Source organism: Exiguobacterium sp. s122, from assembly GCF_018618475.1.
GTDB classification, from domain to species: Bacteria; Bacillota; Bacilli; order Exiguobacteriales; family Exiguobacteriaceae; genus Exiguobacterium; species Exiguobacterium himgiriensis.
Genome location: NZ_JACSMD010000001.1, coordinates 1,126,849 through 1,152,983, shown reverse-complemented (window position 1 = coordinate 1,152,983; position 26,135 = coordinate 1,126,849). Strand labels below are relative to the sequence as shown.

The 26,135-nt window shown below is 51.5% G+C and carries 25 protein-coding genes; 6 read left to right on the top strand and 19 right to left on the bottom strand.

Annotation, left to right across the window (positions count from 1 at the left end; all coding sequences use genetic code 11):
* Positions 1-8: 8 nt before the first annotated feature.
* The 10 genes from KNP92_RS05890 to KNP92_RS05845 form a co-directional block, all read right to left on the bottom strand.
* On the bottom strand, positions 9-779 hold the full coding sequence (locus KNP92_RS05890; protein WP_214838522.1) for a DeoR/GlpR family DNA-binding transcription regulator: 771 nt from the start codon (positions 777-779) through the stop codon (positions 9-11).
* 223 nt (positions 780-1,002) lie between these two features.
* Positions 1,003-1,617 carry a glycerol-3-phosphate 1-O-acyltransferase PlsY gene (plsY, locus tag KNP92_RS05885; RefSeq protein ID WP_214838520.1) on the bottom strand — a complete coding sequence of 205 codons (615 nt, stop codon included), beginning with the start codon at positions 1,615-1,617 and terminating at the stop codon, positions 1,003-1,005.
* A gap of 11 nt (positions 1,618-1,628) precedes the next feature.
* Complete coding sequence (locus KNP92_RS05880) at positions 1,629-2,519, bottom strand: M15 family metallopeptidase (protein ID WP_214838518.1); 891 nt, start codon at positions 2,517-2,519, stop codon at positions 1,629-1,631.
* A 76-nt stretch (positions 2,520-2,595) separates the two neighbouring features.
* Positions 2,596-3,015, bottom strand: coding sequence for an acyl-CoA thioesterase (locus KNP92_RS05875; protein ID WP_214838516.1), 420 nt, complete (start codon positions 3,013-3,015; stop codon positions 2,596-2,598).
* A 31-nt stretch (positions 3,016-3,046) separates the two neighbouring features.
* Positions 3,047-5,308: an AAA family ATPase gene (locus KNP92_RS05870; protein WP_214838514.1), complete on the bottom strand. Its 2,262-nt coding sequence runs from the start codon at positions 5,306-5,308 to the stop codon at positions 3,047-3,049.
* 57 nt (positions 5,309-5,365) lie between these two features.
* Entirely contained in the window at positions 5,366-6,049 is a 684-nt protein-coding gene (locus KNP92_RS05865; RefSeq protein WP_214838512.1) for a hypothetical protein, read from the bottom strand.
* 103 nt (positions 6,050-6,152) lie between these two features.
* Entirely contained in the window at positions 6,153-7,718 is a 1,566-nt protein-coding gene (locus tag KNP92_RS05860; protein WP_214838510.1) for a BCCT family transporter, read from the bottom strand.
* Positions 7,719-7,843: 125 nt separating this feature from the next.
* A complete protein-coding gene (locus KNP92_RS05855; RefSeq protein ID WP_214838508.1) occupies positions 7,844-8,332 on the bottom strand; it encodes a DUF3939 domain-containing protein in 489 nt (162 codons plus the stop codon).
* A gap of 107 nt (positions 8,333-8,439) precedes the next feature.
* The gene (acnA, locus tag KNP92_RS05850; protein ID WP_214838506.1) at positions 8,440-11,154 is read right to left on the bottom strand and encodes an aconitate hydratase AcnA; all 2,715 of its coding nucleotides are present in this window, start codon (positions 11,152-11,154) and stop codon (positions 8,440-8,442) included.
* Between the two features lie 205 nt (positions 11,155-11,359).
* On the bottom strand, positions 11,360-12,955 hold the full coding sequence (locus tag KNP92_RS05845; protein ID WP_214838504.1) for a peptide chain release factor 3: 1,596 nt from the start codon (positions 12,953-12,955) through the stop codon (positions 11,360-11,362).
* A 173-nt stretch (positions 12,956-13,128) separates the two neighbouring features.
* Here KNP92_RS05845 and KNP92_RS05840 point away from each other — a divergent pair, with 173 nt between their 5' ends.
* The 3 genes from KNP92_RS05840 (at position 13,129) to KNP92_RS05830 (ending at position 15,705) form a co-directional block, all read left to right on the top strand.
* On the top strand, positions 13,129-13,560 hold the full coding sequence (locus tag KNP92_RS05840; protein ID WP_034804980.1) for a DUF2621 family protein: 432 nt from the start codon (positions 13,129-13,131) through the stop codon (positions 13,558-13,560).
* A gap of 259 nt (positions 13,561-13,819) precedes the next feature.
* Positions 13,820-14,149 carry a DUF485 domain-containing protein gene (locus KNP92_RS05835; RefSeq protein ID WP_214838502.1) on the top strand — a complete coding sequence of 110 codons (330 nt, stop codon included), beginning with the start codon at positions 13,820-13,822 and terminating at the stop codon, positions 14,147-14,149.
* Positions 14,146-15,705, top strand: coding sequence for a solute symporter family protein (locus KNP92_RS05830; protein WP_214838500.1), 1,560 nt, complete (start codon positions 14,146-14,148; stop codon positions 15,703-15,705). Before KNP92_RS05835 ends, KNP92_RS05830 begins: the two co-directional genes overlap by 4 nt.
* Before the next feature lie 37 nt (positions 15,706-15,742).
* Here KNP92_RS05830 and KNP92_RS05825 read toward each other — a convergent pair whose 3' ends face one another.
* Both KNP92_RS05825 and KNP92_RS05820 read right to left on the bottom strand, forming a co-directional pair.
* Complete coding sequence (locus KNP92_RS05825; protein WP_214840239.1) at positions 15,743-16,195, bottom strand: CcdC family protein; 453 nt, start codon at positions 16,193-16,195, stop codon at positions 15,743-15,745.
* A gap of 20 nt (positions 16,196-16,215) precedes the next feature.
* Positions 16,216-16,914: a cytochrome c biogenesis CcdA family protein gene (locus KNP92_RS05820; RefSeq protein ID WP_214838498.1), complete on the bottom strand. Its 699-nt coding sequence runs from the start codon at positions 16,912-16,914 to the stop codon at positions 16,216-16,218.
* Positions 16,915-17,055: 141 nt separating this feature from the next.
* On the opposite strand from KNP92_RS05820, the gene KNP92_RS05815 reads away from it, so the two are divergent.
* The gene (locus KNP92_RS05815; RefSeq protein WP_251136405.1) at positions 17,056-17,289 is read left to right on the top strand and encodes an aspartyl-phosphate phosphatase Spo0E family protein; all 234 of its coding nucleotides are present in this window, start codon (positions 17,056-17,058) and stop codon (positions 17,287-17,289) included.
* 73 nt (positions 17,290-17,362) lie between these two features.
* Here the strand turns inward: KNP92_RS05815 and KNP92_RS05810 are convergent, their stop codons facing one another.
* The 7 genes from KNP92_RS05810 to KNP92_RS05780 all read right to left on the bottom strand — a co-directional run bounded on the left by KNP92_RS05810 (position 17,363) and on the right by KNP92_RS05780 (position 24,792).
* Positions 17,363-19,126: an ABC transporter ATP-binding protein gene (locus KNP92_RS05810; RefSeq protein ID WP_214838496.1), complete on the bottom strand. Its 1,764-nt coding sequence runs from the start codon at positions 19,124-19,126 to the stop codon at positions 17,363-17,365.
* Complete coding sequence (locus tag KNP92_RS05805) at positions 19,116-20,870, bottom strand: ABC transporter transmembrane domain-containing protein (RefSeq protein ID WP_214840232.1); 1,755 nt, start codon at positions 20,868-20,870, stop codon at positions 19,116-19,118. Before KNP92_RS05805 ends, KNP92_RS05810 begins: the two co-directional genes overlap by 11 nt.
* A gap of 125 nt (positions 20,871-20,995) precedes the next feature.
* The gene (locus KNP92_RS05800) at positions 20,996-21,229 is read right to left on the bottom strand and encodes a YneF family protein (RefSeq protein ID WP_024372458.1); all 234 of its coding nucleotides are present in this window, start codon (positions 21,227-21,229) and stop codon (positions 20,996-20,998) included.
* Between the two features lie 128 nt (positions 21,230-21,357).
* A complete protein-coding gene (gene tkt, locus KNP92_RS05795; protein ID WP_214838494.1) occupies positions 21,358-23,349 on the bottom strand; it encodes a transketolase in 1,992 nt (663 codons plus the stop codon).
* A 198-nt stretch (positions 23,350-23,547) separates the two neighbouring features.
* On the bottom strand, positions 23,548-23,781 hold the full coding sequence (locus tag KNP92_RS05790; protein WP_214838481.1) for a DUF896 domain-containing protein: 234 nt from the start codon (positions 23,779-23,781) through the stop codon (positions 23,548-23,550).
* 60 nt (positions 23,782-23,841) lie between these two features.
* Positions 23,842-24,486 (bottom strand): YneB family resolvase-like protein, encoded by a 645-nt coding sequence (locus KNP92_RS05785; protein ID WP_214838479.1) that lies wholly within the window; start codon positions 24,484-24,486, stop codon positions 23,842-23,844.
* Positions 24,487-24,558: 72 nt separating this feature from the next.
* Entirely contained in the window at positions 24,559-24,792 is a 234-nt protein-coding gene (locus KNP92_RS05780; RefSeq protein ID WP_034818241.1) for a hypothetical protein, read from the bottom strand.
* A 204-nt stretch (positions 24,793-24,996) separates the two neighbouring features.
* On the opposite strand from KNP92_RS05780, the gene lexA reads away from it, so the two are divergent.
* A complete protein-coding gene (gene lexA, locus KNP92_RS05775; RefSeq protein ID WP_214838477.1) occupies positions 24,997-25,617 on the top strand; it encodes a transcriptional repressor LexA in 621 nt (206 codons plus the stop codon).
* Entirely contained in the window at positions 25,617-26,057 is a 441-nt protein-coding gene (locus KNP92_RS05770; protein ID WP_214838475.1) for a metal-binding protein, read from the top strand. The genes lexA and KNP92_RS05770 overlap by 1 nt, the downstream gene beginning before the upstream one ends.
* The last annotated feature ends 78 nt before the right edge of the window (positions 26,058-26,135 follow it).

Sequence of the window (26,135 nt, the reverse complement as noted above, 5' to 3'; positions counted from 1 at the left end):
TCCTTTTATTATGGAGCAAAGCGCCAATCGACCTCATGGATGGCGAGGTCGCGCTTCCAATCCGTCGGTTCCGGGAAGTCGGAGATGACAGTCGTCACCTTTGAAAAGTCCGAGACCCGGTACCGTTTCTGTTGATTGAACTGGGTATGGTCGACGAGCAAGTAACACGTGCGGCTCTGTTGCATGACCGCTTGTGACACTGTCGCGAGACCGTGGGCGTCACACGTCAACCCGAGCGTAGGGTCGACCCCTTCGACGGAGAGGAAGGCCGCATCGAACACATACGCCTTCAGCTGTTGTAACACTTGTTCCCCGACCGCAACGAGATGCTTCGTATCGATGGTGCCGCCGAGCAGTTGGATGTCTCCTGTGAAGACGCCTTTTGCCCGCTGTTCGAACAGTGCTTTCGCGACCGTGAGCGATGGCGTGACGACCGTCAAGTTCCGTCCTCGCATCCGCGCCGCGACTTGCTCCGGTGCAACCCCGTGACCGATATAGAGAAGGGCGTCATCCTCCACAAGTTGGAACGCCGTATAGGCGATGCGACGAATCCCATCCATGTTGGAGATCATCATCGGCTGGAACGAGACGCTTTGATGCAAAACGGCGCCACCGTAGACCCGTTTAATCCGATGCTCTTTCTCGAGCTCCTCCAAATAACGACGAATCGACTCCCCCGAGACGTTCAATCGTTCAATCAGTTCACTCGTCTTCACTTTTCCTTCCCGTTCAATCCATTCGACAATCTTTTGTTTACGCTCTTCTCCTATTAAAGACACAAGCCTGCCTCCTCCGCAATATTCGTTTCCTTTCTTAGTGTAGCGAACGGATGTAAATTTAACGTAAACGGAAAGTAAAGAACGGGCAAATCCAACATGTTTTTCGTGAATTTTCGTTAAAATCAACAGAAATCCACAAAAAAGCCAAGCTTGTTAAGCTTGGCTCTAAGAATCGAGGACGCGAGAGATGGAGGTCATTGAACGATCCATCTCCGTATTCGCATTATTTTCGCTTTTGAAACAATGGCACTTTCGGCTCGGTCCCAGAACGGATGCGTTGCCAGTTTGCGCGATGTTTAATGATGATGAACAAGGCGAGCGGAACGATGACGACGAGCGGTAACCAGTCTCTCGTCATCAATCCATATACGGTCACGGTCACGAGTCCGACTGCGGATGCCGCCATCGACGAGAGTGAGACCATCTTTGAAATCATAAGCGTCAATAGGAACGTCGCGACGACAACGAGGAAAAACCATGGGAACGCCGCTAGCAAGACGCCAGCGCTCGTCGCAACCGACTTGCCACCTTTGAATTTCGCAAAGATCGGGTACGAATGGCCGATGATGGCCGGGATTCCGGCTAAAAGCAAGCTCATGTCACTTCCGAACAGAAGCGGGAGCAATGCGGCGAGGAGCCCTTTCCCCATATCCCCGAGCAAGACGAGCGTTCCGGCCCGTTTGCCGAGCACACGGAACGTGTTCGTCGTGCCCAAGTTGCCACTTCCATGCTCACGGACATCGACCCGGTATCCGAGTTTGCCGATGATGAGCGCGAACGGGACAGCCCCGAGTAAATAGCTAATCAATACAATGAAAATCTCTGTTAAATAAGGCATCGCAAATCCCCTTAGTCCATTAATTGCTTGAGGTATTCTTCGAACGGGACGTTCATCTGTTTGACGTTCGTCGCATGCTCTACCCCAATGTAACGTAAATGCCACGGCTCATACATATAACCCGTCTCATCTTCAAATGCCCGTTGATAACGGACGATGAATCCGAATTTGTGGGCGTTATCGGCCAGCCACTTGCCTTCTTTTGTCTGTTCGAGCCCTTGCGTCAATTGATAACCGACCGAGGCGCTCGACACATCAATCGCGAGTCCGGTCTGATGTTCCGAATGACCCGGCGGCGCTGAATACTTCATCGCTTGTTCTTTTCCATCGCGCGCGACGTATGCATTAAAGAGCTGAACTTGATAGTCGTAAGAACGAAAGGCGCTCGTACCTCTTAAATCAATCCCTGCCGTTTTCGCGGCAGTCATGAGTGCCTCGATGCCAGACGCCGCCTCTTGACGGAGCATGCGTCGGTCCCCTGTGGCCGAATCGACGAAGTCGATGTTCGGGGTCACGAGGTCTTGCGGTTTATAGTTACTCGGGAGCGCGATTTGTTTATTCACGAGAATGAGGGTATCGAGGGCCAAATTTGCCTGACCGTTCGTTTGCAGCGGCTCTTTCGGTACGAGTTCAACCGGAGGTGCCTCTTCTTCAGGCGTCGTTTCTGGTGTTTCCGCTGGCGGTTCCTCTTCGGTAGGCGGCTCTTCTGTCACTTCTGTATCTGGTGTATCAGATTCTTCATCGTTCGACTCCGGTGCTTCTACTGGAGGCGTCATTGGTTCTTCCTCCGTCACGACCGGTTGTTCCGTCGGTTCATTCGTTGGAGGTTGTTCATTCGGATTACAGCCCACCAACGTGAGCGTCAAGGCGCAGCACACCATCCATTGCGATGGTTTTCGCATGCGATCTTCCCCTTTCTATATACAAAAAAATACCGTCAAGATATGATACCATACTGACGGTACAAAAGAAGCACTGTTATGAGACGGGGCTCATGACACGCATATACATCTCATGCCATTCTGGAAACTCTCGGTCAAGGCGGACCGGTTTAAAATCGCCTTGTTTGACGACGACATGTGTCGTTTTCGCAGTCCCGACCAAATGACCGTCCTGATCTGTTAATTCATAGCCGTAAACGGTACGAATTTTAGAGTACGTGTCGACCCACACTCGGACGTGGACCGTGTCGCCGAACGTCACGCTCTTCTTGTAATCGACCGATACGTTCGTGACCGGTGAGACAAATCCTGCCTGTTCCATGTCTTTATATTCGACACCAAGTTCTCGCAGGAGCTCGGTTCTTGCTATCTCTAAATAGACGAGATAGTTCGCATGATAAACGATTCCCATCATGTCAGTCTCTTGGTAACGAACCGGAATTTGAATCGTATGCATCAGTATCGTCCTCGCTTTCCATTCCATTGTATTATAACTTGGTACTAATATCTACTGCTAATAATTGATTGAAGTCACTTTCTGCCACGTCTTGAGCAATGAGTCGATACGACTGTCTGGCAATGGCCTCGTCAATCAGTGATAACGCCATTCGGGCGTTCGGGCGGTCCATTTGTGTAATTCGGTTCTCGATTTCTCGACGTGCCTCCTCGTCCAACACATAGCCGAACTTCTCAGCGTAGCGGATTGCAATCTCGACAAGCTCGGCAATCGAATAGTCCTCGAAGTGAATGCTCCGTTTAATCCGACTGCTAAGGCCCGGGTTCGACTCAATCAATCGACGCATCGGTGCCTCATAACCGGCTAGCACGACGACCAAGTTCTCCCCGTGTTTCGGCATCTCGTCCACGAGCGTGTCAATCGCCTCTTTGCCATAATCGTTCGGGCCCCCACTTAAACTATACGCCTCATCGATGAGCAACACACCACCGAGCGCGTCACGAATTGCGGCTTTCGTCTTCTGAGCCGTCTGACCGACGTACCCACTGACGAGGTCGGCTCGGCTGACGACTTTCAAATGACCACGCTTCAGATAGCCCGCTTTCTTCAGCAACTGCGCGTATAAATGGGCGAACGTCGTCTTTCCGGTCCCGCTGTTGCCGACGAGTGTCGCGTGAAGTTCGACTGGCGCCGTCTTCAGTCCGAGCTCACGTCGGCGTTTTTGAACGGTGATGAGCGCCTCGATTTCCTGAAGCTGTCGTTTTGCTTCCGCCATGCCGACAAGGTCATCAACAGAAAGCGCACGGTCCTCTTCAGACTGAGGCTCAACGAAATCAAGTTCGGTCAATATCGCCATCTCATCAAGTGGTGCGTTCGCACCGAAGCGAGATCCTTTTTGGAACATCGCATCGAGCAAGATGTTATGAACCGTGCGCGCGTTCCCGAACGTCGCATCGACACGCTGTCGATCTAGTCTCGCAAGCAGCGCCCGTTTTGCTTCGGCCGTAAGGACGTAATTGTTCTCATCAGCCACTTTTTCACCGATCGCGATAAGCTCTTCGTCGGAATAGTTCGGTAGCTCGTAATGGTTCGACTCTGGAAACCGGGACCGGAGGCCAGGGTTGGCGAGGAGGAAGTGACGCATCTCTTCCGGATACCCGGCGAGGATAACGACAAATTTCCCGGCATATTCGCCACTCGTCATCGCGGCGACAAGTGTATCGATTGCGGCTTGTCCATAGTCGCTCCCGCTCGCATCTTGTCGCTTCAGTGCGTATGCCTCATCGATGAATAAGACGCCCCCTTCCGCTTCTTTCACTTTATTCATGACTTGTTCTTCCGTCTGGCCGACGAACGCACCGACAAGGCTCGAGCGATCGGCTTCAATCACGTCAGGACGGCTGAGAAGTCCGAGTTCAAAGTAAATCTCAGCCATCAACCGAGCGAGCGTCGTCTTGCCCGTCCCTGGATTCCCGGTGAAGACGAGATGGAGCGACGGTTGATGAACCGATGAGAAGCCGGCTTTTTCTCGCTCCTGTTGAAACAGTAAAAAGCGATACCACGATTTGACCCGGGCTTTAATGTCGGTTAAGCCGATCATCGTCTCTAACTTCTCAATCCCGCTCGACTTCGTTTCACGCTTTTGTTCCGGCAATAGCCCGACAATCGTCCCGATTCTCGACTTTACGGTCGTGACGCGCTCATTGAAGCGACGGAACGCCTCGCGACTGAAATAGTTGCCTTGCATCGAAGCGAGAAGCGATGCCGTATCGTCCTCGAGCGCTGCGACTTCCTGTGTCGCGTCGACGACAGCGTCGGACAATTGCTCGAGCTGATGCTTGAACTCTGAATCGCGCAAGTCCGACTTTGCCCGTTCGATTTCTTCGTGGAGTTGATCTAGCTGTTCAAGTAGACTCGTTGTTTTCGCTTCATAGTCCGTCAAGATTTGCACTTTCATGGAGGCGTAATCCGCCTCACGAAGTGTCGGCCACTCGATTTGGAGCGTTTGCCGGAAACGACGTAACTTTTCATTCAATTGACTGACACGGAGCTCTGCAGGCAACGCGTGCATCGATTCTAGTTCTTTCATCCAACGGTTAAGGAGCGGGTCCATCGTCTCCGTCTCCCGAAATCGTCTCGTCGCGAGGAGCGTCAACGTACGAACCAACTCGTCACGTTGTCCAGTGGCCCGCGACCAATGGGCGTAAGATAATAAAGCGGCCTCGTCGACGGTTTCGCCAGTCTCCCAACGCGATAAGTCCGCTTGTACCTGGTCCAAGTTGATTTGTTTCATTCTATTCTTCCTTTCAGACGACAAAGGAGCGGACGTATGAGTCTGCTCCTAGCCGATTTATCGTGATTCAAAAGACGTCATGCGAATCGAGTGGAACAAGTTACCGTTATTTCGAGATTCTGCGGCGAGTAAGATTCGTTCGTTCGCATCGATGTAATACGTGACCGCTTCCTCGTTCTCTTCTTCGCTGAAGATGGAAGGGTACTTCTCGATCCACTCAGCCGGCACGGATTCCGCCGTTTGCGTCTTCACGAACGCTTGCGCGGTACGCCCGATTATCTCGACATCGCCTTCACTCGAACCGAGTGAGCCGTCATCGAGCCATCGCCGGATCTGTTCGTTCGTCGCCCGTGACAGGAACGGATGTGGCGCGACCGCGCCTGACGTCGTCTCTTGACGAATCGTCTCTTCCCCTTCTGGGTTCAACTCGCGGTAGATCAAGCCGTCCCATTCCGCCTTCGCTCCGACGTTCGGACCTGAGACGACTTCCGAAACGAAGTGTCCGTTTTCATCATATGTGACGAGGTAGTCGCGTACCTCTAGTGTCTCGCCTTCAGTCGGTAGCTTTTTCTCTTCATAGCCGATGATGACTGACGTGTAGAATGGCTCCGTGCGGTTCTCTCTGCCTTCGTCATCCGTAAAGTTGAATAATGAATAAAGGTTGTAGATGAGCAAGGCACCGATGATGAGAATCCCGGCTCCAATCACCCAGCTCAGACGTTTTTTCATTTGTTGTTTCATCTCATGCCCTCCCATTATGCTTCACTTACTATCCTACACTAGCGTGGAGGTCATGCAAAATATTTACGACCAAAAAAGGGCCTCATTCGAGACCCCTGTTGCATCAACTCAGTTTATCTTCTTCTTTTTTATATGCATCGATCCATTTGTCACGTTCATCCGGTTCATCTGACAAATCTTTGAACAATGCGATGATCATGAAGATCAGTACGAAAATGAACGGGAACGCGACGAGAATCGCGACTGCTTGTAAGGCGCTTAGTCCACCGGCATATAGAAGCACGGCTGCGATAGATGACTGGATGAAGCCCCACGTCAATTTGATACGCATCGGAGGAATCAACTTTCCGTTCGTCGTCAACATCCCGAGTACGTATGTGGCCGAATCGGCAGAGGTGATGAAGAACGTCGAGATGAGGAAGATGGCGATGATGCTGAGCACCGTACCGAATCCGCCGAACGTTTCAAACAAGGCGAACAATCCGACTTCCGTTCCAATCTCATTGACGGCCGTAATCAAGTTCTGTCCACCGAATAAGTCTGCCCAGATGGCTGACCCGCCGAACACAGAGAACCAAAGCAACCCGAATGACGTCGGTACGAGTAAAATCCCGATAATGAACTCGCGAATCGTCCGTCCTTTTGAGACACGGGCGATGAAGGTTCCGACGAACGGTGACCATGAAATCCACCATGCCCAATAAAAAATCGTCCATCCGTTAATCCACTCTCGTTCGACCGGTTCAAGCGCGGCCGTCCGGAAACTCATCGACGGTAACTGTTGAAGATACGTTCCAATCGTCTGGGTGAACAAATCGAGAATGAATGCGCTCGGACCCGCAATAAGTGTCGCGACGAGCAAGACAACGGCAAGAAAGATGTTCGTATTACTTAAAATTCGAATCCCTTTTTCAAGGCCAGTCGAGGCACTGATCATATAGAGGACGGTGACGACGGCGATGATGATGAGTTGTGTCGAGAAGGCGTTCGGTACGCTCGGTATCAAGTAATGTAACCCGCCTGCAATTTGTTGTGCCCCAAAACCGAGCGACGTCGCCACACCGAATGCGGTCGCAATGACGGCAAGAATGTCGACCGTCTGTTTCACAGGTTGTTCATAGCGGTCATTGACGATTGAGCCAATCGTTTCACCGATCGTTGCCGGTCTTCCTTTACGGAACGTCGAGTAAGCGATGGCGAGCGCGATCATTGCATAAATCGCCCACGGATGGAAACCCCAGTGGAAGAATGCGTAGCGCATAGCTGTCCGGGCATCGCCTTCTGGTGTAGGAGACTCAAAGGGAGGGCTGTGGAAATGGAGGAGCGGTTCGGCTGCACCCCAGAAGATGAGACCGATTCCCATCCCGGCACTGAAGAGCATGGCGAACCATGTCAAATACCCAAAGTCGGGACGATCGGAATCTTTTCCGAGTCGAATCGAGCCGAAGCGCGAAAAAATTAAAAAGACGGCAACGAGCAAGATCCCGGTCGCACTGAATAAATAAAACCATCCCATGCCGTTCGAGAGCCACCCTTGCACTTTTGTCGTGACATTAAGAAGACTTGCCCTACCGAGCAATTCTTCAGAGAAGATTCCCCAAATGGTAAACAAGACCGTAATGATAGCTGAAACGGTAAACACGGTCGTCACTTGGCTTTTCCTTTTCATACGATTCACTCCTATTAAGTTTTCTTATTTTCATATACGTTTTCCACCGTAACATACTTTATAAACCATTCACAACCGCTCAACCTGTCTTTTGTGAATCGAAAAAGAGTGACGAAGCCGTGACGTCACTCAGGTGTTTTCGGTTCGAGCGAAACGATAAGCGTCTCGTCGACGACATAATACGGACGTTTCGGAAGCGTTTTCAAATAGCCACCTTCTCGTAATCGTGTCAGATCAAGTTGCATCGTCTGTTGGAATTTACGAAGTGGTAACTTTTGCTCTTGTTCCATGAATAAATCGAGTGCCCGCTGCACTTGATCCATTTCATAAATGATCTCTCGCTCTTCTTCGGAGACGATATGAAACGTCTCTTTTGACATGAAGAAGCGCTGTCTCGGTTTTCCCGGAAGATGTCGTTTCAACCGTGACAAGTCGATCTCTTGCGTGTCATCTAGTAAAACGGTCCGGTTCACTCCCTTTGGCAGCGTCTGTTCATACTCATGAATCGCTCGCCTCAGTTCCGGTAGCGTGATATCGACGTCGTGTTCCACGACCTCTTCTTTTTGGAGCAATCGTTGCCACCAGTTCTTTCCTGATTTCGTCTGTCGTTCCATACACTCCCCCCCTCTCCCCATTCTGTTCCCGATATCGAGGTGCCTCTCACCTCAATTCCGCACATTCGCAAAAAAACCTTCCTTTTTTCAAAGGAAGGTGAACATGTTTACTTCAATTTATCACGAAGGACCATTTGAAGGATCCCGCCGTGACGGTAGTAGTCAATTTCGATTTCAGAGTCGAAGCGGGCGATGACTTTGAATTCTGTCACCGTACCGTTCTCATGCGTCGCTTTCACGTCTAAGATGTCGCGTGGGCGGACCGACTCGTCGACTTGAATGTCGAGCGCTTCCTCACCCGTAAGACCGAGTGATTCTGCTGATTCGCCTTCCATGAATTGGAGTGGAAGCACACCCATCATGACGAGGTTTGAACGGTGAATCCGCTCAAAGCTTTGGGCGATGACGGCACGGATGCCGAGAAGGTTCGTCCCTTTTGCTGCCCAGTCACGTGATGAGCCCATTCCGTAATCGTTGCCGGCGAGCACGATAAGACCTGTGCCTTGTTCTTTGTACTTCATCGCCGCATCATACATTGGCATGATTTCACCAGTCGGCCAGTACGTCGTGAAGCCACCTTCAGTCCCTGGTGCGACTTGGTTACGAATCCGGATGTTGGCGAACGTTCCACGCATCATCACTTCATGGTTCCCACGACGCGAACCGTATGAGTTAAAGTCGATTGGCTCTACGCCTTTTGATTGCAAATACTGACCGGCTGGTGTCGTTTTCGAGAACGCACCGGCTGGTGAAATGTGGTCGGTCGTGACCGAGTCCCCAAACTTCCCGATGACGCGAAGACCGTTCAACGCGTGAACTTCTCCTGCTTCTGGCTCGAGGTTTTCGAAGAACGGCGGGTTTTGGATGTATGTCGACTCATCCGAGAAGTCATACAAGTTACCTTCTGGAACTGACAACGCGTTCCAACGTTCGTTCCCTGTGAACACCGTTTCGTATTCTTTACGGAACGCTTCCGGTGAGACGACGTCTTGAACGACCATCTTAATCTCGTCGTTTGACGGCCAGATGTCTTTGAAGAACACTTCGTTTCCTTCATTGTCCGTCCCGAACGATTCGTTCATGATGTCGAAGTTGACCGACCCGGCGAGCGCGTACGCAACGACGAGCGGTGGTGATGCCAAGAAGTTCGCTTTGACGAGCGGATGGACGCGACCTTCGAAGTTACGGTTCCCTGATAGCACCGACGAGACGAGCAAATCGTTCGACGTAATGGCATCTTCGACTTCGCGGTCGAGTGGACCCGAGTTCCCGATACATGTCGTACAACCATAACCGACCGTATTGAATCCGAGTTGATCGAGATACGGTGTGAGTCCCGCTTTGTCAAGATAGTCCGTAACGACTTTTGAACCTGGTGCGAGTGACGTCTTCACGTATTTTGGTACTGTAAGTCCGCGTTCAATCGCTTTCTTCGCGACGAGACCTGCACCGACCATAACGTACGGGTTCGACGTGTTCGTACAGCTCGTGATCGCTGCAATGGCAACGTCACCCGTGCGCATGTCGACGGCACCGTCTGTGTAGTTCACAGTCGCTGACTTCTCAAGTTCGCTACGATCGAGACCGAAACCGCTATTCCCGTTTGGCGCGCTCAAGCTGTCGACGAATGACGTCTGTACGTCTGAAAGGTTGATTCGGTCTTGCGGACGTTTCGGTCCTGCAAGCGACGGTTCAACTTTCGACAAGTCGAGCGTGAGCACTTTCGTGAACGCCGGGTCGGCTTGATCTGGTGTGTAGAACAAGTCGTTCGCTTTTGAGTACGCTTCGACGAGGTCGATCAACTCTTCTGAACGACCTGTTGTGCGCATGTAGTTGAGCGTCTCTGTGTCGACCGGGAAGAATCCACACGTCGCACCGTATTCAGGCGCCATGTTGGCAATCGTCGCACGGTCTGAGAGTGGCATCGTGTGAAGCGATGGACCGAAGAATTCGACGAACTTGCCGACGACTTTCTCGTTCCGGAGCATTTCTGTGACGACGAGAGCAACGTCTGTCGCCGTAACACCTGGGTTGACTTCTCCAATAATTTTGACGCCGACGACGTCCGGTACTGGGAAGTAAGACGGTTGACCGAGCATGCTCGCTTCGGCTTCAATCCCACCGACGCCCCAGCCGAGGACACCGAGACCGTTAATCATTGTCGTGTGCGAATCCGTTCCGACGAGTGAATCCGGATACGCGACGTTGCCTGTGCCATCTTGTTTCTCGAGGACGACAGAAGCCAAATACTCGAGGTTGACTTGGTGGACGATCCCAGTGGCTGGCGGGACGGCACGATAGTTGTCAAACGCCGTTTGTGCCCAGCGCAAGAACTTGTAACGCTCCTCGTTCCGCTCGAACTCGATGTCCATGTTCTTCATGAGTGCGCCGGCAAAGCCGTATGCATCGACTTGAACCGAGTGGTCGACGACGAGGTCAACCGGGATTTCCGGGTTGATTTTATTCGGGTCTCCCCCAAGGTCCGCCATCGCTTTTCGAAGCGAGGCAAGATCGACGACCGTCGGGACGCCTGTGAAGTCTTGTAAGACGACGCGGGCCGGTTTGAACGGGACGTCGATATCTTTTGATACCTCGGCTGTACCCCATTTAGCCAAGTTCTCGACGTGCTCTTTCGTGATCCCCCGGCCATCTTGTTGGCGGAGCACCGATTCGAGCAAGACGCGAATCGAGTACGGGAGACGACTGAGTTCAGTCACTCCATCTTCTTCAAGTTTTCTAAGTCGATAATAGTCATATGCTTGACCGTTCACCTCGAACTTCGTCCGCGATGAAAAAGCGTCTAACACGTTCGTTTGTTCCATACGATTTCCCCCTTTTTGAAAGCGGCGACGCAGGCAATTGCCGTAATCGCTTACTTATCACATGTTTATCATAATACAACGACCGCGTGACGTAAAATACATTCCGTCACAAATTAGTCATAAGTAAAACTTATCAAAACCGCTATAGCTACTGATTGCAAAAAAAAAAGCGATTCCAAAAAGGAATCGCTTTGACAATCTCATTTTATTCCACGCCGATTTCTGCATTCACATCAAGCGCGTCGACGAGCGTCAGTTCGTCTTCGTAACGCTCTTTGAAGCGATCGAACGTAAATTCGTTGGCGAACAAGAATACCGGACGTTCCCAGCGGTCTGTTACGAGCATGTTCCGTGAGTCCTGGAACGGCTTGAGCGCCTTCAACTCTTTGTCCTTCACCCAACGGGCGACACTGTACGAGACTGGCTCCATACGGATGTCGACACCGTACTCGTTGTTCAAGCGGTACTCGAACACCTCGAACTGAAGCTGTCCGACCGCGCCGAGGTAAATCTCATTGTATTCGTTACGATATACTTGGATTGCCCCTTCTTGCGCGAGTTGCTCGACCCCTTTATGGAAGTGCTTCGATTTGAGGGAGTTGATTGGTGATACGCGCATGAACAATTCTGGCGGAAACGTCGGCAACGCCTCGAACGCAATCTTTTGCTTCGCCGTCGTGATCGTGTCCCCGATTTGGTACGTGCCTGAATCATAAATCCCGATGACGTCTCCGGCGAAAGCTTTGTCGACCGTCTCTCGATCGTTCGCCATGAGCTGTGTCGATTGGCTGAGCTTGATTTTCTTACCCGTCCGCGTAAGCGTCACATCCATACCACGCTCGAACACGCCTGAACAGATGCGTACGAAGGCGATGCGGTCGCGGTGGGCCGGGTTCATGTTCGCCTGGATTTTGAAGACGAAACCACTGAACTCTTCTGACGTCGGGTCGATTGGACCGACGTTCGATTTCCGAGCTTCCGGTGCTGGTGACATGTCGAGATAGTGGTTAAGGAATGACGTGACCCCGAAATCGACGAGTGCCGTCCCGAAGAAGACCGGCGTCAACTTCCCGTGTTGGATCGCGTCGACGTCAATCTCGTTGCCGGCACCGTCTAACAGGTCAATCTCGTCACGTAAGTTCGTCAAGTTCTCTTCCGTCAAGTAGTCGGCAAGAACCGGGTCATTTACGCCGTCTTCGTTCAACGTGAGCGTCGACTTGTCACCCCGGAATAAATGGACTTCGTTCTTGATACGGTCGTATACCCCTTCAAACTGCATCCCGCTTCCGATCGGCCAAGTGACGGCGACCGAAGGCATACCGAGTACTTCTTCTAGTTCTTCCATCAATTCGAGCGGATCTTTCGCCTGACGGTCGAGTTTGTTCATGAACGTGAAGATTGGGATTCCACGCATGCGACAAACTTGGAACAGTTTCTTCGTTTGCGTCTCAATCCCCTTCGCGGCATCGATGACCATGACGGCGCTGTCGACAGACGTCAAGACGCGATACGTGTCCTCACCGAAGTCGTTGTGTCCCGGCGTATCCATGATTGAGACGACTTTGTCTTGATAGACGAACTGCATAACCGACGACGTGACCGAGATGCCACGCTGCTTCTCGATTTCCATCCAGTCAGATTTGGCGTGTTTTGAGTTTTTGCGGGCCTTGACGGTCCCCGCTTCACGGATGGCGCCACCGTGCAGGAGGAGTTTTTCTGTTAAAGTCGTCTTACCGGCATCCGGGTGAGAGATGATACCGAAAATACGACGTTTCTCTACTTCGTGTTTCAATTGGCTCATTTATGTGGTCCTTTCTGTTTCAAGACGTTCCTGATTCGTTCAATTTGCAACGCTATCTATTTTAACGAAATGTGTCCCGTTCGTCCATCCTGAGTCAAAGCGGATACTTTTGTAATCGGATTGTTTTTTGTATACTAAGTTTGAATGACTGTAAATAGAACGGGGGAAAGACGATGCCAGAGAGTCTGGTCATGTATTTCATTGTCTTTTGGGGTTTCGTGATGATCGGTCTAATGTCGATCGGTGGATTTTTCATGTTCCGCAAATTTTTAAAACGGATGCCAAAAGAGGACGGGTTGTCACTGCTCGATATCGAAGACGATTATATTGACCGTACCCGACATATGTGGACGCCAGAAACGCGCACGCTTTTGGACCGATTGGTCACACCGGTGCCGGAACTGTTCCGTGACGTCGCAATTCGAAAGATCGCCGGTAAAATCGGGCAATTCGCACTTGAATCCCGTGCGAACGAGATGACGACCGAACTCGTCGTGAAAGGGTATATCGCAGCAACGCCAAAACGCGATCATAAGTTTTTGAAGAAAGCACTCGAGCAAGAACAAATCGACTGGACACGATACAAACACTATTTTCAACAATAGTCCTCGACTTCGAGGACTTTTTGTATGGCATCATGAATGAATTGTGCCATACGACTAGTAGGTCCAAAGATCTATTTTTTCGTCTTTTAATTATCCCTGAATAACGTTCAACATTTAGACAATATTGAAAACGCTTACAGTAAATTGGTATGACCAATATTAGTATAATGATTGGATTTTGACATATAAAAAATGGATAGCTTTTCCTTTCTTGACGTTTCTATAATGTACGTATCTTGAACGCCAAGGAGGTATATGTATGCATGACGTTACACAAGTGACCACGACCGAAAGTAATCGTTCTGCCGAGTCGATTGTCGAAAGCCCGACGTTCATCCAGCTCATGCGCGAGAAAAACCGCTTCATCGTTCCGTCCATTATCTTTTCACTCATTTTCTATTTTACGTTGCCTGTCTCGACAAGCTATTTCACTTTTTTGAACAATCAAGTGGCTGGCAATATCACGTGGGCGTGGGTGCTCGCATTTGCCCAATTCTTCATGACATGGACGTTCTGCGTCCTCTACAGCCGACGCGCCCGTCGGTTCGATGAGCTCGTCGAAAAAATCAAGCAGGAGGAAACACGATGAATTTGACCGCTGTGCTCTTGTTTCTCGCAATTGTCGGATTGACGCTCGTCATTACGTTTTTCGCTGCCCGCAAAACGAAGACGGCCAGTGATTTTTATACGGCCGACGGTGGATTGACCGGTTTCCAAAACGGTCTCGCGATCGCCGGGGACTATATGTCCGCCGCCTCGTTCCTCGGGATTGCCGGAATGATTGCCCTCGCCGGCTTCGATGGATTCTTCTATTCAATCGGATTTCTCGTTGCTTACTTAGTCGTGTTATATCTCGTCGCCGAGCCGCTCCGAAACCTCGGCAAATACACAATGGCGGACATGATTGCCGCTCGCTTCAATAAACCGCGCGTCCGGGGCGTCGCCGCGATGAATGCCATCGTCATCTCCATCTTCTACATGATCGCCCAACTCGTCGGTGCCGGCGCACTCATCGAGCTATTGCTCGGCATTCCTTACACGACAAGCGTCGTCGTCGTCGGGATCTTGATGACGGTGTACGTCGTCTTTGGCGGGATGACGGCCACGTCGTGGGTGCAAATCACGAAGGCGGTGCTCTTGATGATCGGGACGGCCATCATCTCGTTCCTCGTCTTCGCAAAGTTTGACTTCTCGGTTTTCAAAATGTTCTCGGAAGTGAGCAACGCGACTCCGCTCGGTGAGAGTTTCTTGAATCCGGGCAACAAGTTCAAACTGCCGCTCGATACGATTTCCCTCAACTTGGCACTCGTGCTCGGGACGGCCGGTCTTCCACATATTTTGATTCGTTTCTTTACGGTCAAAGATGCGCCGACTGCGCGTCAATCCGTCGTCTATGCGACGTGGGTCATCGGTGCGTTTTACATATTGACCATCTTCCTCGGTTTTGGTGCGGCCGCCTTCGTCGGCTCAGACGCCATCATCGCAGCCAACCCGGCCGGAAACATGGCCGCGCCGCTCCTTGCTCAAGTGCTCGGTGGGGACCTCTTGTTCGCCTTCGTCGCTGCCATCGCTTTCGCGACGATTCTCGCCGTCGTCGCCGGTCTCGTCTTGTCGGCCGCGTCCGCGTTCGCACACGATTTCTACGGTCACATCATCCGGAAAGGGGAAGCGACCGAGAAAGAACAAGTGCTTGCAGCTCGCATCGCCTCTGTGGCCGTGGCTGTCGTCTCGATGGGACTCGCTTTCTTCGCCCAGTCGATGAACGTGGCGTTCCTCGTATCGCTCGCGTTCGCCGTCGCGGCGAGTGCGAACTTGCCGGTCATCCTCTTCACGATTTTCTGGCGACGCTTCAACACAGGTGGCGCCATCTTCGGGATGGTCGTCGGTCTATTTTCTTCCTTGTTCCTCGTCGCCATCAGCCCGAACATTTGGGCGCCGGACGGGTCTGCCATCTTCATCGGTGAAGCGCTCTTCCCACTCACGAATCCAGGGATCGTGTCGATTCCGCTCGGTTTCCTCGCCGCTATCGTCGGGACGTATGTAACCAAGTCAGACGAAGCGATTGGGAACTATGAACGGATTCTCGTAAAAGCCAACACCGGCATCGATGCCGAGACAGAAGCTGCCGCCTCGAGAGTAGACTAAAAGAAAGCGTACCTGATTTGTTTATCAGGTACGCTTTTCATGTGGCCATGATCTGTTTGTACTTTTGATACATCGCGATTCGCCACGGCACAATCATGCCCCAGGCGATTAAGTAGAACAATCCGCCCGTCGCAAAGACGTTCACTTCTCCTCCGATAAACGCCTTCATTGCGGTCCGGATAGCGAGAAGGACGAAAACGACGATAAAAAAGGCTTTCGAGCGGGACAGATACACTTCCCCATCCCGCTTCTCAAAGTTTGACGTCTTGATTAAAAAAATGCTGAAAATCAAACCGACGAGGAGGGCTTCCCCGACCTCGAGCCACGTGAGGCGAAACGCAGGGACAAGAAACTGCAGCATTCCGGTCGACATCGCCAAAGGCGGTAGTAATATCTTCTTCGCATTGGTCGGATGGGCTGAGGCTTTCACGCGTACAAAACTTGCGACAACTCCCATCAACACTGCGACGATGGTCGATCCCCAAAATATCGACATATGGTCAACCCCTTTTAAAATCCGGTGAAGCCGACGAGGTCGCTCATCCATGCAGCGAATCGGTTCATCCCATCAAAGTAGAGCAAGACACCGAACGCCATCATCAAATAACCGCCGAACTTGGCGACTTGCGCGCTGTTTCTTGCCAAATATTTAATCTTTCCGACAAAGCTCGCCATTACAAGAAACGGAATCGCAAACCCGATGACGTAAGCGAGCATATAACCCATCCCTTGACTCGGGTTCGAGGCCGCGAGCGCGATGACCCCGGCAAGAATCGGTCCCGTGCACGGCGTCCACCCTGCAGCGAATCCAATCCCAATCAGGACCGTACCGAAATAGCCGCTCTTCCGTTCCCCAAGCGATAGTTTCTTCTCCCGCATCATGAAACTCGGTTGCCAAATTCCCGCCAGGAAAACACCGAAGACGAAGATGAGAATGGCACCGAACATGCGCAAGCTATCTTTATATTGGATGAACACGTCGGCGATCAGTGAGGTCGACAACCCGAGAACGAGAAAGACAATCGAGAACCCGAACAAAAATGCAAATGTATGAAACCAAGCTTTCCGTTGCCGCAATCCCTCGTTCTTCAAGTCCGAGACCGAAACCCCTGTAATATATGACAAGAAGACAGGATAGAGCGGGAGTGTACACGGAGATAAAAATGATAAGACGCCCGCCCCAAAAGCGAGCCAAAGTGTGACTTCCATGCGATCTTCCACCTTTCAGCCCCATTATAGCGAAAACCTTTTCAAAATGCTCGCATCTTTTGTTTGTTGGAAGCGTCACACTTTTTTGTAATGTTTGACATGGAAATGAAACTTGTCATATGTAAAGTTAGATGCTAACATTTGGATATTCAAGTACGTCAGTTTCTATTTTACAACGATGGGGGAAACACCGTGGCGGTCATCACAGCTGAAACCTTACACCATGCCATTGAACGAAAGCGCGATGAGCTGTACAAAGTCGCGTCACAGTATAGTTGGACCTCTCCTGAAGTGATTCACATCAGCCAGGAGCTAGACAAATTAATCACGCGTCACGTTCTCTTGAAACATCCAGACGAACAATTGACGTCCTAAATAGTAAAGCTCGCCACATCTCGTGGCGAGCTTTTTTTGGTAATTCCGATTTGTTTACGCCAATCTTTCAAAATTATGACATCAGACGTTGACCCGACTGTAATTCATACATCTTCTTATAAAGACCGTCTTGACGAAGTAGCGCCTGATGATTCCCGCGCTCGACAATTTCGCCGCGATGCAGGACGAGAATCAAATCCGCATCCTGGATGGTCGAAAGCCGGTGCGCGATGGCGATCGTCGTGCGGCCGCGCCGCATCCGGTCGAGCGCAAGCTGGACGCGTTCTTCCGTCTCGGTATCAATCGAGCTCGTCGCTTCATCGAGAATCAGGATTTTCGGATCGCGGGCGACGGTACGCGCGAACGCGAGCAACTGCCGCTCCCCACTCGAGAACGTCGCACCGCGTTCTCCGACTTGATGGCCGTAGCCGGCATCTAATTTTTCGATAAACGTATGCGCTTGGACAAACTCAGCTGCCTCACGCACCCGATCCGAATCAATCGACGGATTGAACAGCTTCAAGTTGTCTTCAATCGTTCCCGTGAACAAGAACGGGTCTTGAAGGACGAGGCCGACCTTGTCGCGTAGTTCCGCCTCTTCAAACTGTTCAATCGGTTGCCCGTCAATCGTGATTTGACCAGATTGATACGGATAGAACCGCGTCAGCAAGTTGATGATCGAGCTCTTCCCACTGCCGGTGTGGCCGACGAGGGCGACGGTTTCGCCTGGCTTTGCGACAAACGAGATGTTCTTCAGCACGTCGACTTCTCCGTCGTAACTGAACGTGACGTCGTCGAACCGGACCTCTCCTGCCACGACGTCCGCCTCACCTGAGAGGTTCTTCCCAGGGGCGGGCTCGTCCGTATCGAGTATTTTAAAGACGCGGTCGGCCGAGACGACGGCCTGTTGGAACTCGCTCAATCGTTGCATAATATCAAGCACGGGCCGGAAGATGCGTTCGATATAGCTGATAAACGCATACACAACCCCGACTTGGACTTGTTCGGTCGTCGACAAGACACCGTAGTAACCGAGAAGACCGATAATCGAGAAGGCGAGGAGCAGTTCGATGATCGGGCGCAGCAACATGCTGTCGAGCTTCAAGTTGCGGTAACGTGCCTCTTGATGCGCTTCGTTCGTCTCTTCAAACTGGCGAATCAACCGCTCTTCTTGACGGAACTGTTGCACGATGCCCATCCCGTTAATCGACTCGTTCAATTGGGCGTTCAATTGGGATAATAAATCGCGCACTTGGGCGAAATACTTCGTCGAATAACGACGGTACGCCCAAATGATGAGCCAAAAGAGTGGGACGAGTACAAGTCCCATCGTCGCGAGCGTCGGCTCGAGGATGTAGAGGAAGATATACGTCCCAAGCAATTGGACGCCTGATTGGACGAACGTACTCATGACCCCAACATAGAGCTCTTTCACGGCTTCCGTATCGTTCGTGATTCGGGAGACGAGCACGCCGGCCGGGGTTCGGTCGAAGTAGGCGAGTCGCATCCCCATCACGTGTTTGAAAATGTCGATTCGAATGTTTTGGACGATTTTTAACGCAATCTTTTGAAACGAGATCGACTGTAAATAATCGAATACAATCGCTGAGACATGGAGCACCATATAGACGACGAAAAGCGTGACGACCCAGTTCGTCGGATAGACACCTGGCGTGACGAATTCATCGATGAACACTTTGATTAAAAACGGGCCGGCGAGCTTTGCCCCTGTCGCGAGTAATAAAAACACGAATGCGATGCTGAGCGAGCGACCATAACGTGTCGCATAGCCGAGCAGTCGTTTGATGACCGCCCATTCTTGAATATCATGCTTCATGATGGCCCCCTCCTTCCACAATCGCCTCGAGCTGTTGGCGATCATACGTGTCTTTGTACCAGCCCGCTTGTCGAATCAATTCGGCATGGCTGCCGCGCTGGATCACGCGACCGTCTTCAAGAACGAGAATCTCATCCGCATGCTCGACGGCGGAAAGGCGATGCGCCACGATGAGACATGACTGATCTGGATTGCCAGTTCGGAAATGGTCGATGATTGCTTCCTCCGTCTTCGCATCGACGGCAGACAACGCATCATCGAGGATGAGTACATCCGCCTCCACCATGAGCGCCCGCGCAATCGAGATTCGTTGCTTCTGTCCCCCAGACAGCGTGACGCCACGTTCCCCGACAAGCGTCGCATACCCGTCCGGCAAACGCATGATGTCATCATGGACTTCTGCGATTTTCGCCGCCTCCATAATTTCATCCATTTTTGCGTCCGGGCGACCGAATGCGATGTTGCTTGCAATCGAGTCCGAGAATAAGAAGTGGTCTTGCGGGACGAGCGCGACCCGCTCGAGGAGGACCGATTTTTGCACTTGTCGGATATTGATACCCCCGATTTTGACTTTCCCTTCGCTCACATCGTACTCGCGGGTCAATAGGCGGACGAGTGTCGTCTTCCCAGAACCGGTCCGACCGACCACGCCGAGCGTCTCCCCTCGCTCAAGCCGGAACGTGACGTCTTGAAGAACAGTGTGTTCGTCATAGGCGAACGAATGGATGTCGGCTTCGATTTCCGAATGTGCGAGCTTCGTCGCCGCGACCGGATCGTCTTGAATCTCCGGTTTGACGGCGAGCATGCGCTCGATTCGGTCATAAGAAGCGCGCCCTCGTTCGACGATATTAAATAACCAGCCGAAGGCAAGCATCGGCCACGTGAGTAAACTAAGGTATGCGGTAAAACTGACGATTTGTCCAATCGTCAACTCCCCTTGTTCAATGAGATATGCTCCGTATCCGATGGATAGGATGTACGATAATCCCACGATTCCAAAGATGGTCGGGTCGTAAAGGGCGTCGATTTTCGCGACGCGGACGTTTTTTGCCATGACCTCGTCCGAGAGATTCTCAAACGAATCGACGTCACGTCCGACTTCCCCGGTCGACTTCAAGACACGGACGCCACTGACGCTCTCTTGAACTTTATCGTTTAGCTCCGAGAACGCCGCCTGAGCGACGCCGAAGCGGCTATGTAATAACTTTCCGTAACGCGTCGTCAAGGCGACCATCACCGGTAACGGTAAGAGCGCGACGACCGTCAACTTCCAACTGATCGTCGTCACCATCGTGATGATGACGAACGTTCCCATCGTCACACTGTCGACAAGCGTCAAAATCCCGGCGCCGGCCGTCATCGAGACGGCTTGTACGTCGTTCGTCGCGTGGGCCATCAAATCGCCGACACGAGACTTTTTGTAAAACCGTTGATCCAAGTCGGTGAAGTGTCGATAGAGTTGGCTCCGGAGCAATCGCCCGAGCCGAATCGAGGCACCGAAGATGAAATAGCGCCAAAAGAAGCGAGCGACATAATTGCCAATCCCAACGGCTGCGAGTCCGCCGAGAAGGAGCCATAATAAATTCTGCTCAAGCGATCCCTCGTTCATCTCATCGACGATGCGGCCGATGATACGCGGTGGTACGAGTTCGAGTGCGGCGACAAACATGAGCAGCACGATTCCGAGCGCATACGTTCGCCATTCAAGCTTGAAAAACCACGATAATTGTTTAAATACACGAATGTGAATCGCCCCCTTATCTTGAAATAAGACTATTCATTTATGGTAGCGAAAGTTTGTTCGATTGTCTAACAAAATATGGGTACAAAAAAACACCCCGCCACGGCGGAGTGTCCAAAACACATACATTATGATTTCTTTTCGTTCTTCATTTGAACGTTCATGGCACGCATCACTTGGTTGACTTTCTTCTGTGACGGTTTTTGACCCATTTGCATCATCAACGTACGAATCATATCTTCATTGATTGGCGGGTTTTGTTCGAGGTAGTTCATCATGTATTTACGAGCGATGAAGAAACCGATCGCGATACCTCCGATGAGTGCTGCTACGACGATAAGAATCCAGAACAATGTACTCAAGGTTTTTACCTCCTCTACCATATGAAACATCGTTTTTTACTATACACTATATTACGCTAATTCGCTAGTCGTCAGAAAAAAAATCGTGATGCCCTCCGGAGACGGACGACATCACGATAATTCTTGATTTAAAGCGATTTGACAGCGTCGATGACGTTCTCGACCGACATGCCGTACTCTTTCATGAGTAGGTCCCCAGGAGCTGAAGCCCCGAACTTGTCGATTCCGAGTACTTTACCGCCGAAGCCGACGTATTTGTACCATCCGAGTGTCGAGCCCGCTTCGAGCGAGACGCGCTTCGTCACAGAAGATGGAAGGACAGACTCTTTGTATTCCGTCGACTGTGCTTCGAACAGTTCCCACGAAGGCATTGATACGACAGCTGCGTTCACGCCTTCAGAAGCGAGTTGTTCGCGCGCTTCGACGAGCACATGAACTTCAGAGCCCGTACCGAGGAGAAGTACGTCCGCGCCGTTCGAATCGCCCGCGACGACGTATGCACCTTTAGCCGCTTGCTCGACTGACGTTCCTTCAAGCTCAGGAAGCGCTTGACGCGTCAAGACGAGAAGTGATGGCGCCGAAGTCGTCGTCACCGCTTGTTTCCAAGCTGCGATCGTTTCTTTCCCATCCGCTGGGCGGAGAACTGAAACGTTCGGCATCGCACGGAAGCTCATCAAATGCTCGACCGGTTCATGCGTCGGACCATCTTCACCGACCGCAATCGAATCGTGCGTCAAGATGAACGTCGATGGAATCCCCATGAGGGCAGCTAAACGGACCGCCGGACGGAGATAGTCCGAGAACACGAAGAACGTTGCACCGTAAGGAAGGACTCCGCCGTGGAGGGCCATTCCGTTTACGGCAGCCGCCATCGCGAACTCACGGACACCGAACCAGATGTTACGGCCAGCCGGATCTTCGTCGAAGTCCGCCGCCCCTTTAATCATCGAGTTGTTCGAGCCGGCAAGATCAGCCGATCCACCGAAGAGTGTCGGGACTGTTTTCGCGAGCGCGTTCAATACTTCCCCGCTCGTCTGGCGTGTCGCCTTCTTCGATCCGACTTCAAACGTCGGCAATTCACTGTCCCAACCTTCTGGGAGTTCGTTGTTCATTGCGCGCTCGAATTGGGCACCGAGTTCTGGATGAGCTGATTTGTACGCCTCGACGAGTTCGTTCCAGTCCGACTCATACTTCGCGCCTGGCTCAACGACTTTCTCGTTGAACAAGTCATACACTTCAGTTGGAACGTAGAAGTTCTCGCCTTCCCACTTGTAAAACTGCTTCGTGAGCTCGATTTCAGCTTCGCCGAGTGGCGCGCCGTGTGAGGCCGATTTCCCTGACTTGTTCGGTGAACCGAAACCGATGACCGTCTTCACTTCGATGAGGGTCGGTTTCGACGTTTCCGCTTTCGCTTCGTCGATGGCTTTCGCAATCGTATCGATATCCGTACCGTCTTCAACGCGGATCACTTGCCATCCGTAAGCGTTGAAACGATCTTCGACGCTTTCTGAGAACGATTTGTGAAGGTCGCCATCGAGTGAGATGTCGTTTGAATCATAAAGGACGACGAGCTTGCCGAGCTTCAAGTGACCAGCGAGTGAGGCAGCTTCTGCCGACACGCCTTCCATCAAGTCACCGTCTCCACAAATCCCGTATGTGAAGTGATCAACCACTTTGAACTCATCACGGTTGTACGTTGCTTCCAAATGTTTCTCCGCCATCGCCATCCCGACAGCCATGGCAATCCCTTGGCCGAGCGGTCCAGTCGTTGCGTCGACACCAGCCGTGTGACGATACTCTGGATGTCCAGGCGTCTTTGAATCCATTTGACGGAACGATTTGAGATCGTCGAGTGAAAGGTCGTAACCAGATAAGTGAAGAAGCGAGTACAAGAGCATCGAACCGTGTCCCGCTGAAAGGACGAACCGGTCACGGTTGAACCAGTTCGGGTTTTTCGGGTTGTGACGCATCTTGTCTGTCCAAAGTGTGAACGCCATCGGAGCCGCACCCATCGGCATCCCCGGGTGACCAGAGTTCGCTTTTTGGACCGCATCAATCGAGAGCGTCCGAATCGAGTTAATCGCTAATAATTCTTTAGTAGTTGTTTCCACTAATTTCATCCTCTCTGTTGTTACAAAGTTTCTACCCGTCATATTTTAGCACACTCATTCGTGTGTCACAACTAATTAATTAGTATAACACATTTACTGAAATCGTTTACTTCCTTCGCTTTGTTTCGCGGTCAATCGTCGAACCTTATCCGAGTTCGCGTATAACAAACATGCACATCCTATGGCAAATAGGATGTGCATTCGAAGTCACTCAGAGCGTTGTCGATCTTGCTCTTCTTTTAGTTTTTGCGGTGTCACGTCGTTCCCTTCCGGATCGACTACTTTCATGCCCATCATTTGGGACTTAAACGATTGACGAAACGCTTGTAAATATTGCTGACGAAGCGCTTGTTGCTCATCCATCTCTTGTTGTGACAATCCGTCTGTCTTTGCTTTGTTGGCGAGGAAATTGATTCGCTCCAACTGTTCAGGTGCTAGCATCAGGCTCGCCCCCTCTCTACTGAATTTGTCCTTCTACTGTACAAAATCAGCGCCGAGGAATCAAGTTTTCAACCCTGCGACGTGTTCGAGGTAACGTCGGTTCACGGTTGCCTTTGACACTTCATATCCAAACCCACGCAACGTAGCTGCGATTTCAGCGAACGTCAAGCCACGTTCACGCAACTGGACGATCTCTTCAATCGGCACCTCGATGCGGCTCCTGCCGCCTTGGTCGTGGTGTTGGATGTTTCGTTGTGGATTAAATCCGTTCGCGACGGCCCGTCGCATCCCGCGGGAGATTTTGGCGTTATGAATCTTCCGCTGATACTCCTCGACGACGCTCACAATTTCGAGCACCATCTTCTCCGCATCGGATACGATGTATTCATCCGGCGACTGCATCGTCAAGAGCCGAACGTCATGCTTCATAAGCGTATGCAAAATCGCGATTTTAGCGTTCCCTCGTCCGAGACGGCTGTCATCGGTCACGAGGACGGCGTCAAGGTTTGAGGCAGATACGTGTTCAAGCAAATCGAGAAGGCCGCCTCGATTCACTTCATACCCGCTCTCTTGTTCGGTAATCACATCGACGACGTCGGCGTCAAGCCGACGCGCCATCCGCGTCAATTCTTCGACTTGGCGATCGAGAGACGTCTCTTGCGCCGCCTTGTTCGTCGATACGCGACAATAAATGACGACTCGCATCTCGTCACTTCCTTTCTTTCCATTCCCTATCTACGATACACAGGAACGGGGGCGTTTCGCAATGAGAAACGATTATTCTGAAGCGAACCAAGTCGTCTTGCGCTCTTGCTTTTCAGCTCGCTCAGCGATGATGCGCGCTTCGAGCGTCTCCGCTTCCGTCTTGGCAACTTCCGCCTCGATGCTACGCGTATCTTCGACGACCGGCGCCGCCACGTCCACTTGTCTCATTTCTCCGACCATAAAAAATGCGAACATCCCTACTACCAACAATCCGACTAAAATGATTCCGTTAACTGTATCTTTCATTAAATTTCGCCTCCGCATCATAGGAATACACGTTCCCAAGAACGTTTGTTCGTTTATCTGTTCTCATCATAAAACAAGAACTTCTGTTCGGTCAAGATAAAAATAACGAACGAATGTTTGTGCGCTCATGTGTTCTATGTTAAACTTAGATCATAAAGAATAGGATGCGTTCGCAGGATATTCGACATAATCGAGGTGACTTCCATGAAAAAAATGTCAGCAAGACAACAACAGATACTTGATTTCATAAAAGGCGAGGTACGTGCCAAAGGTTATCCGCCTTCTGTTCGTGAAATCGGCGAAGCCGTCGGTTTGGCATCGAGCTCGACGGTGCACGGTCATTTGGACCGTCTTGAAAAGCGCGGGTTAATTCGTCGCGACAAGACGAAACCACGTGCGATCGAAATTTTAAGTGAGGATGCGGTCGTCATCGAAGACCATGAGGCCGTCACGTACGTCCCGGTCATCGGGAAAGTCACGGCTGGTACACCGATCACTGCAATCGAGAACGTGGAAGAGCATTTCCCGCTCCCGACACACATGGTCGGCGCCGATAACGTCTACATGCTCTCGGTATCGGGAGATTCGATGGTGAACGCCGGAATCTTAGATGGAGACCGGGTACTCGTACGTCAACAGAGCACGGCCGACAATGGAGAGATTGTCGTCGCGATGACCGACGAAGGCGAAGCGACCGTCAAACGGATCTACAAAGAAGCTTCGAAAATCAGACTCCAACCTGAGAACGATGAGCTTGAGGCGATGTATTTTGATAACGTGTCGATTTTAGGGAAGGTCATCGGTGTATACCGGACGATTCATTAATGGCGAGTGGTAAGACGCATACGCGTACGAATTTCGTGGCAATCGGTGCTTTAGCGATTGCCACGCCTTTTATTGAACTCGATGTCCCGTTCGCGCTACTCTTAGGCGCCATCATCGGGACGCTCTGGCTCTCCCCGGACCTCGACTTGAAATCAGACGCCTATTTCCGCTGGGGGCCGCTTCGTGGCTTTTGGTTGCCTTACGTAAAACTCATGCCGCACCGGTCGTTGTTTTCGCATTTACCGGTACTGAGCGACATGATTCGCGTCATCTATCTCGGTTTTCCAATCGTCATCCTCCTTACGTTTACGTCATATGAGGCGGCGGCAATCGCTTGGCTCGACGAGTTCGGTCTATCGTTCTTCCTCGGCCTAACGTTTGCGACGACGCTCCATACGACGCTCGATTATACATCCACGTTTTTCAAACGTGCGTTCTAATGAGGACGTCTCCAAATGGAGACGTTCTTTTTAACACGCAAAAAAGCGCTCGTGCTTTCCGAAGAAGGCACGAGCGCT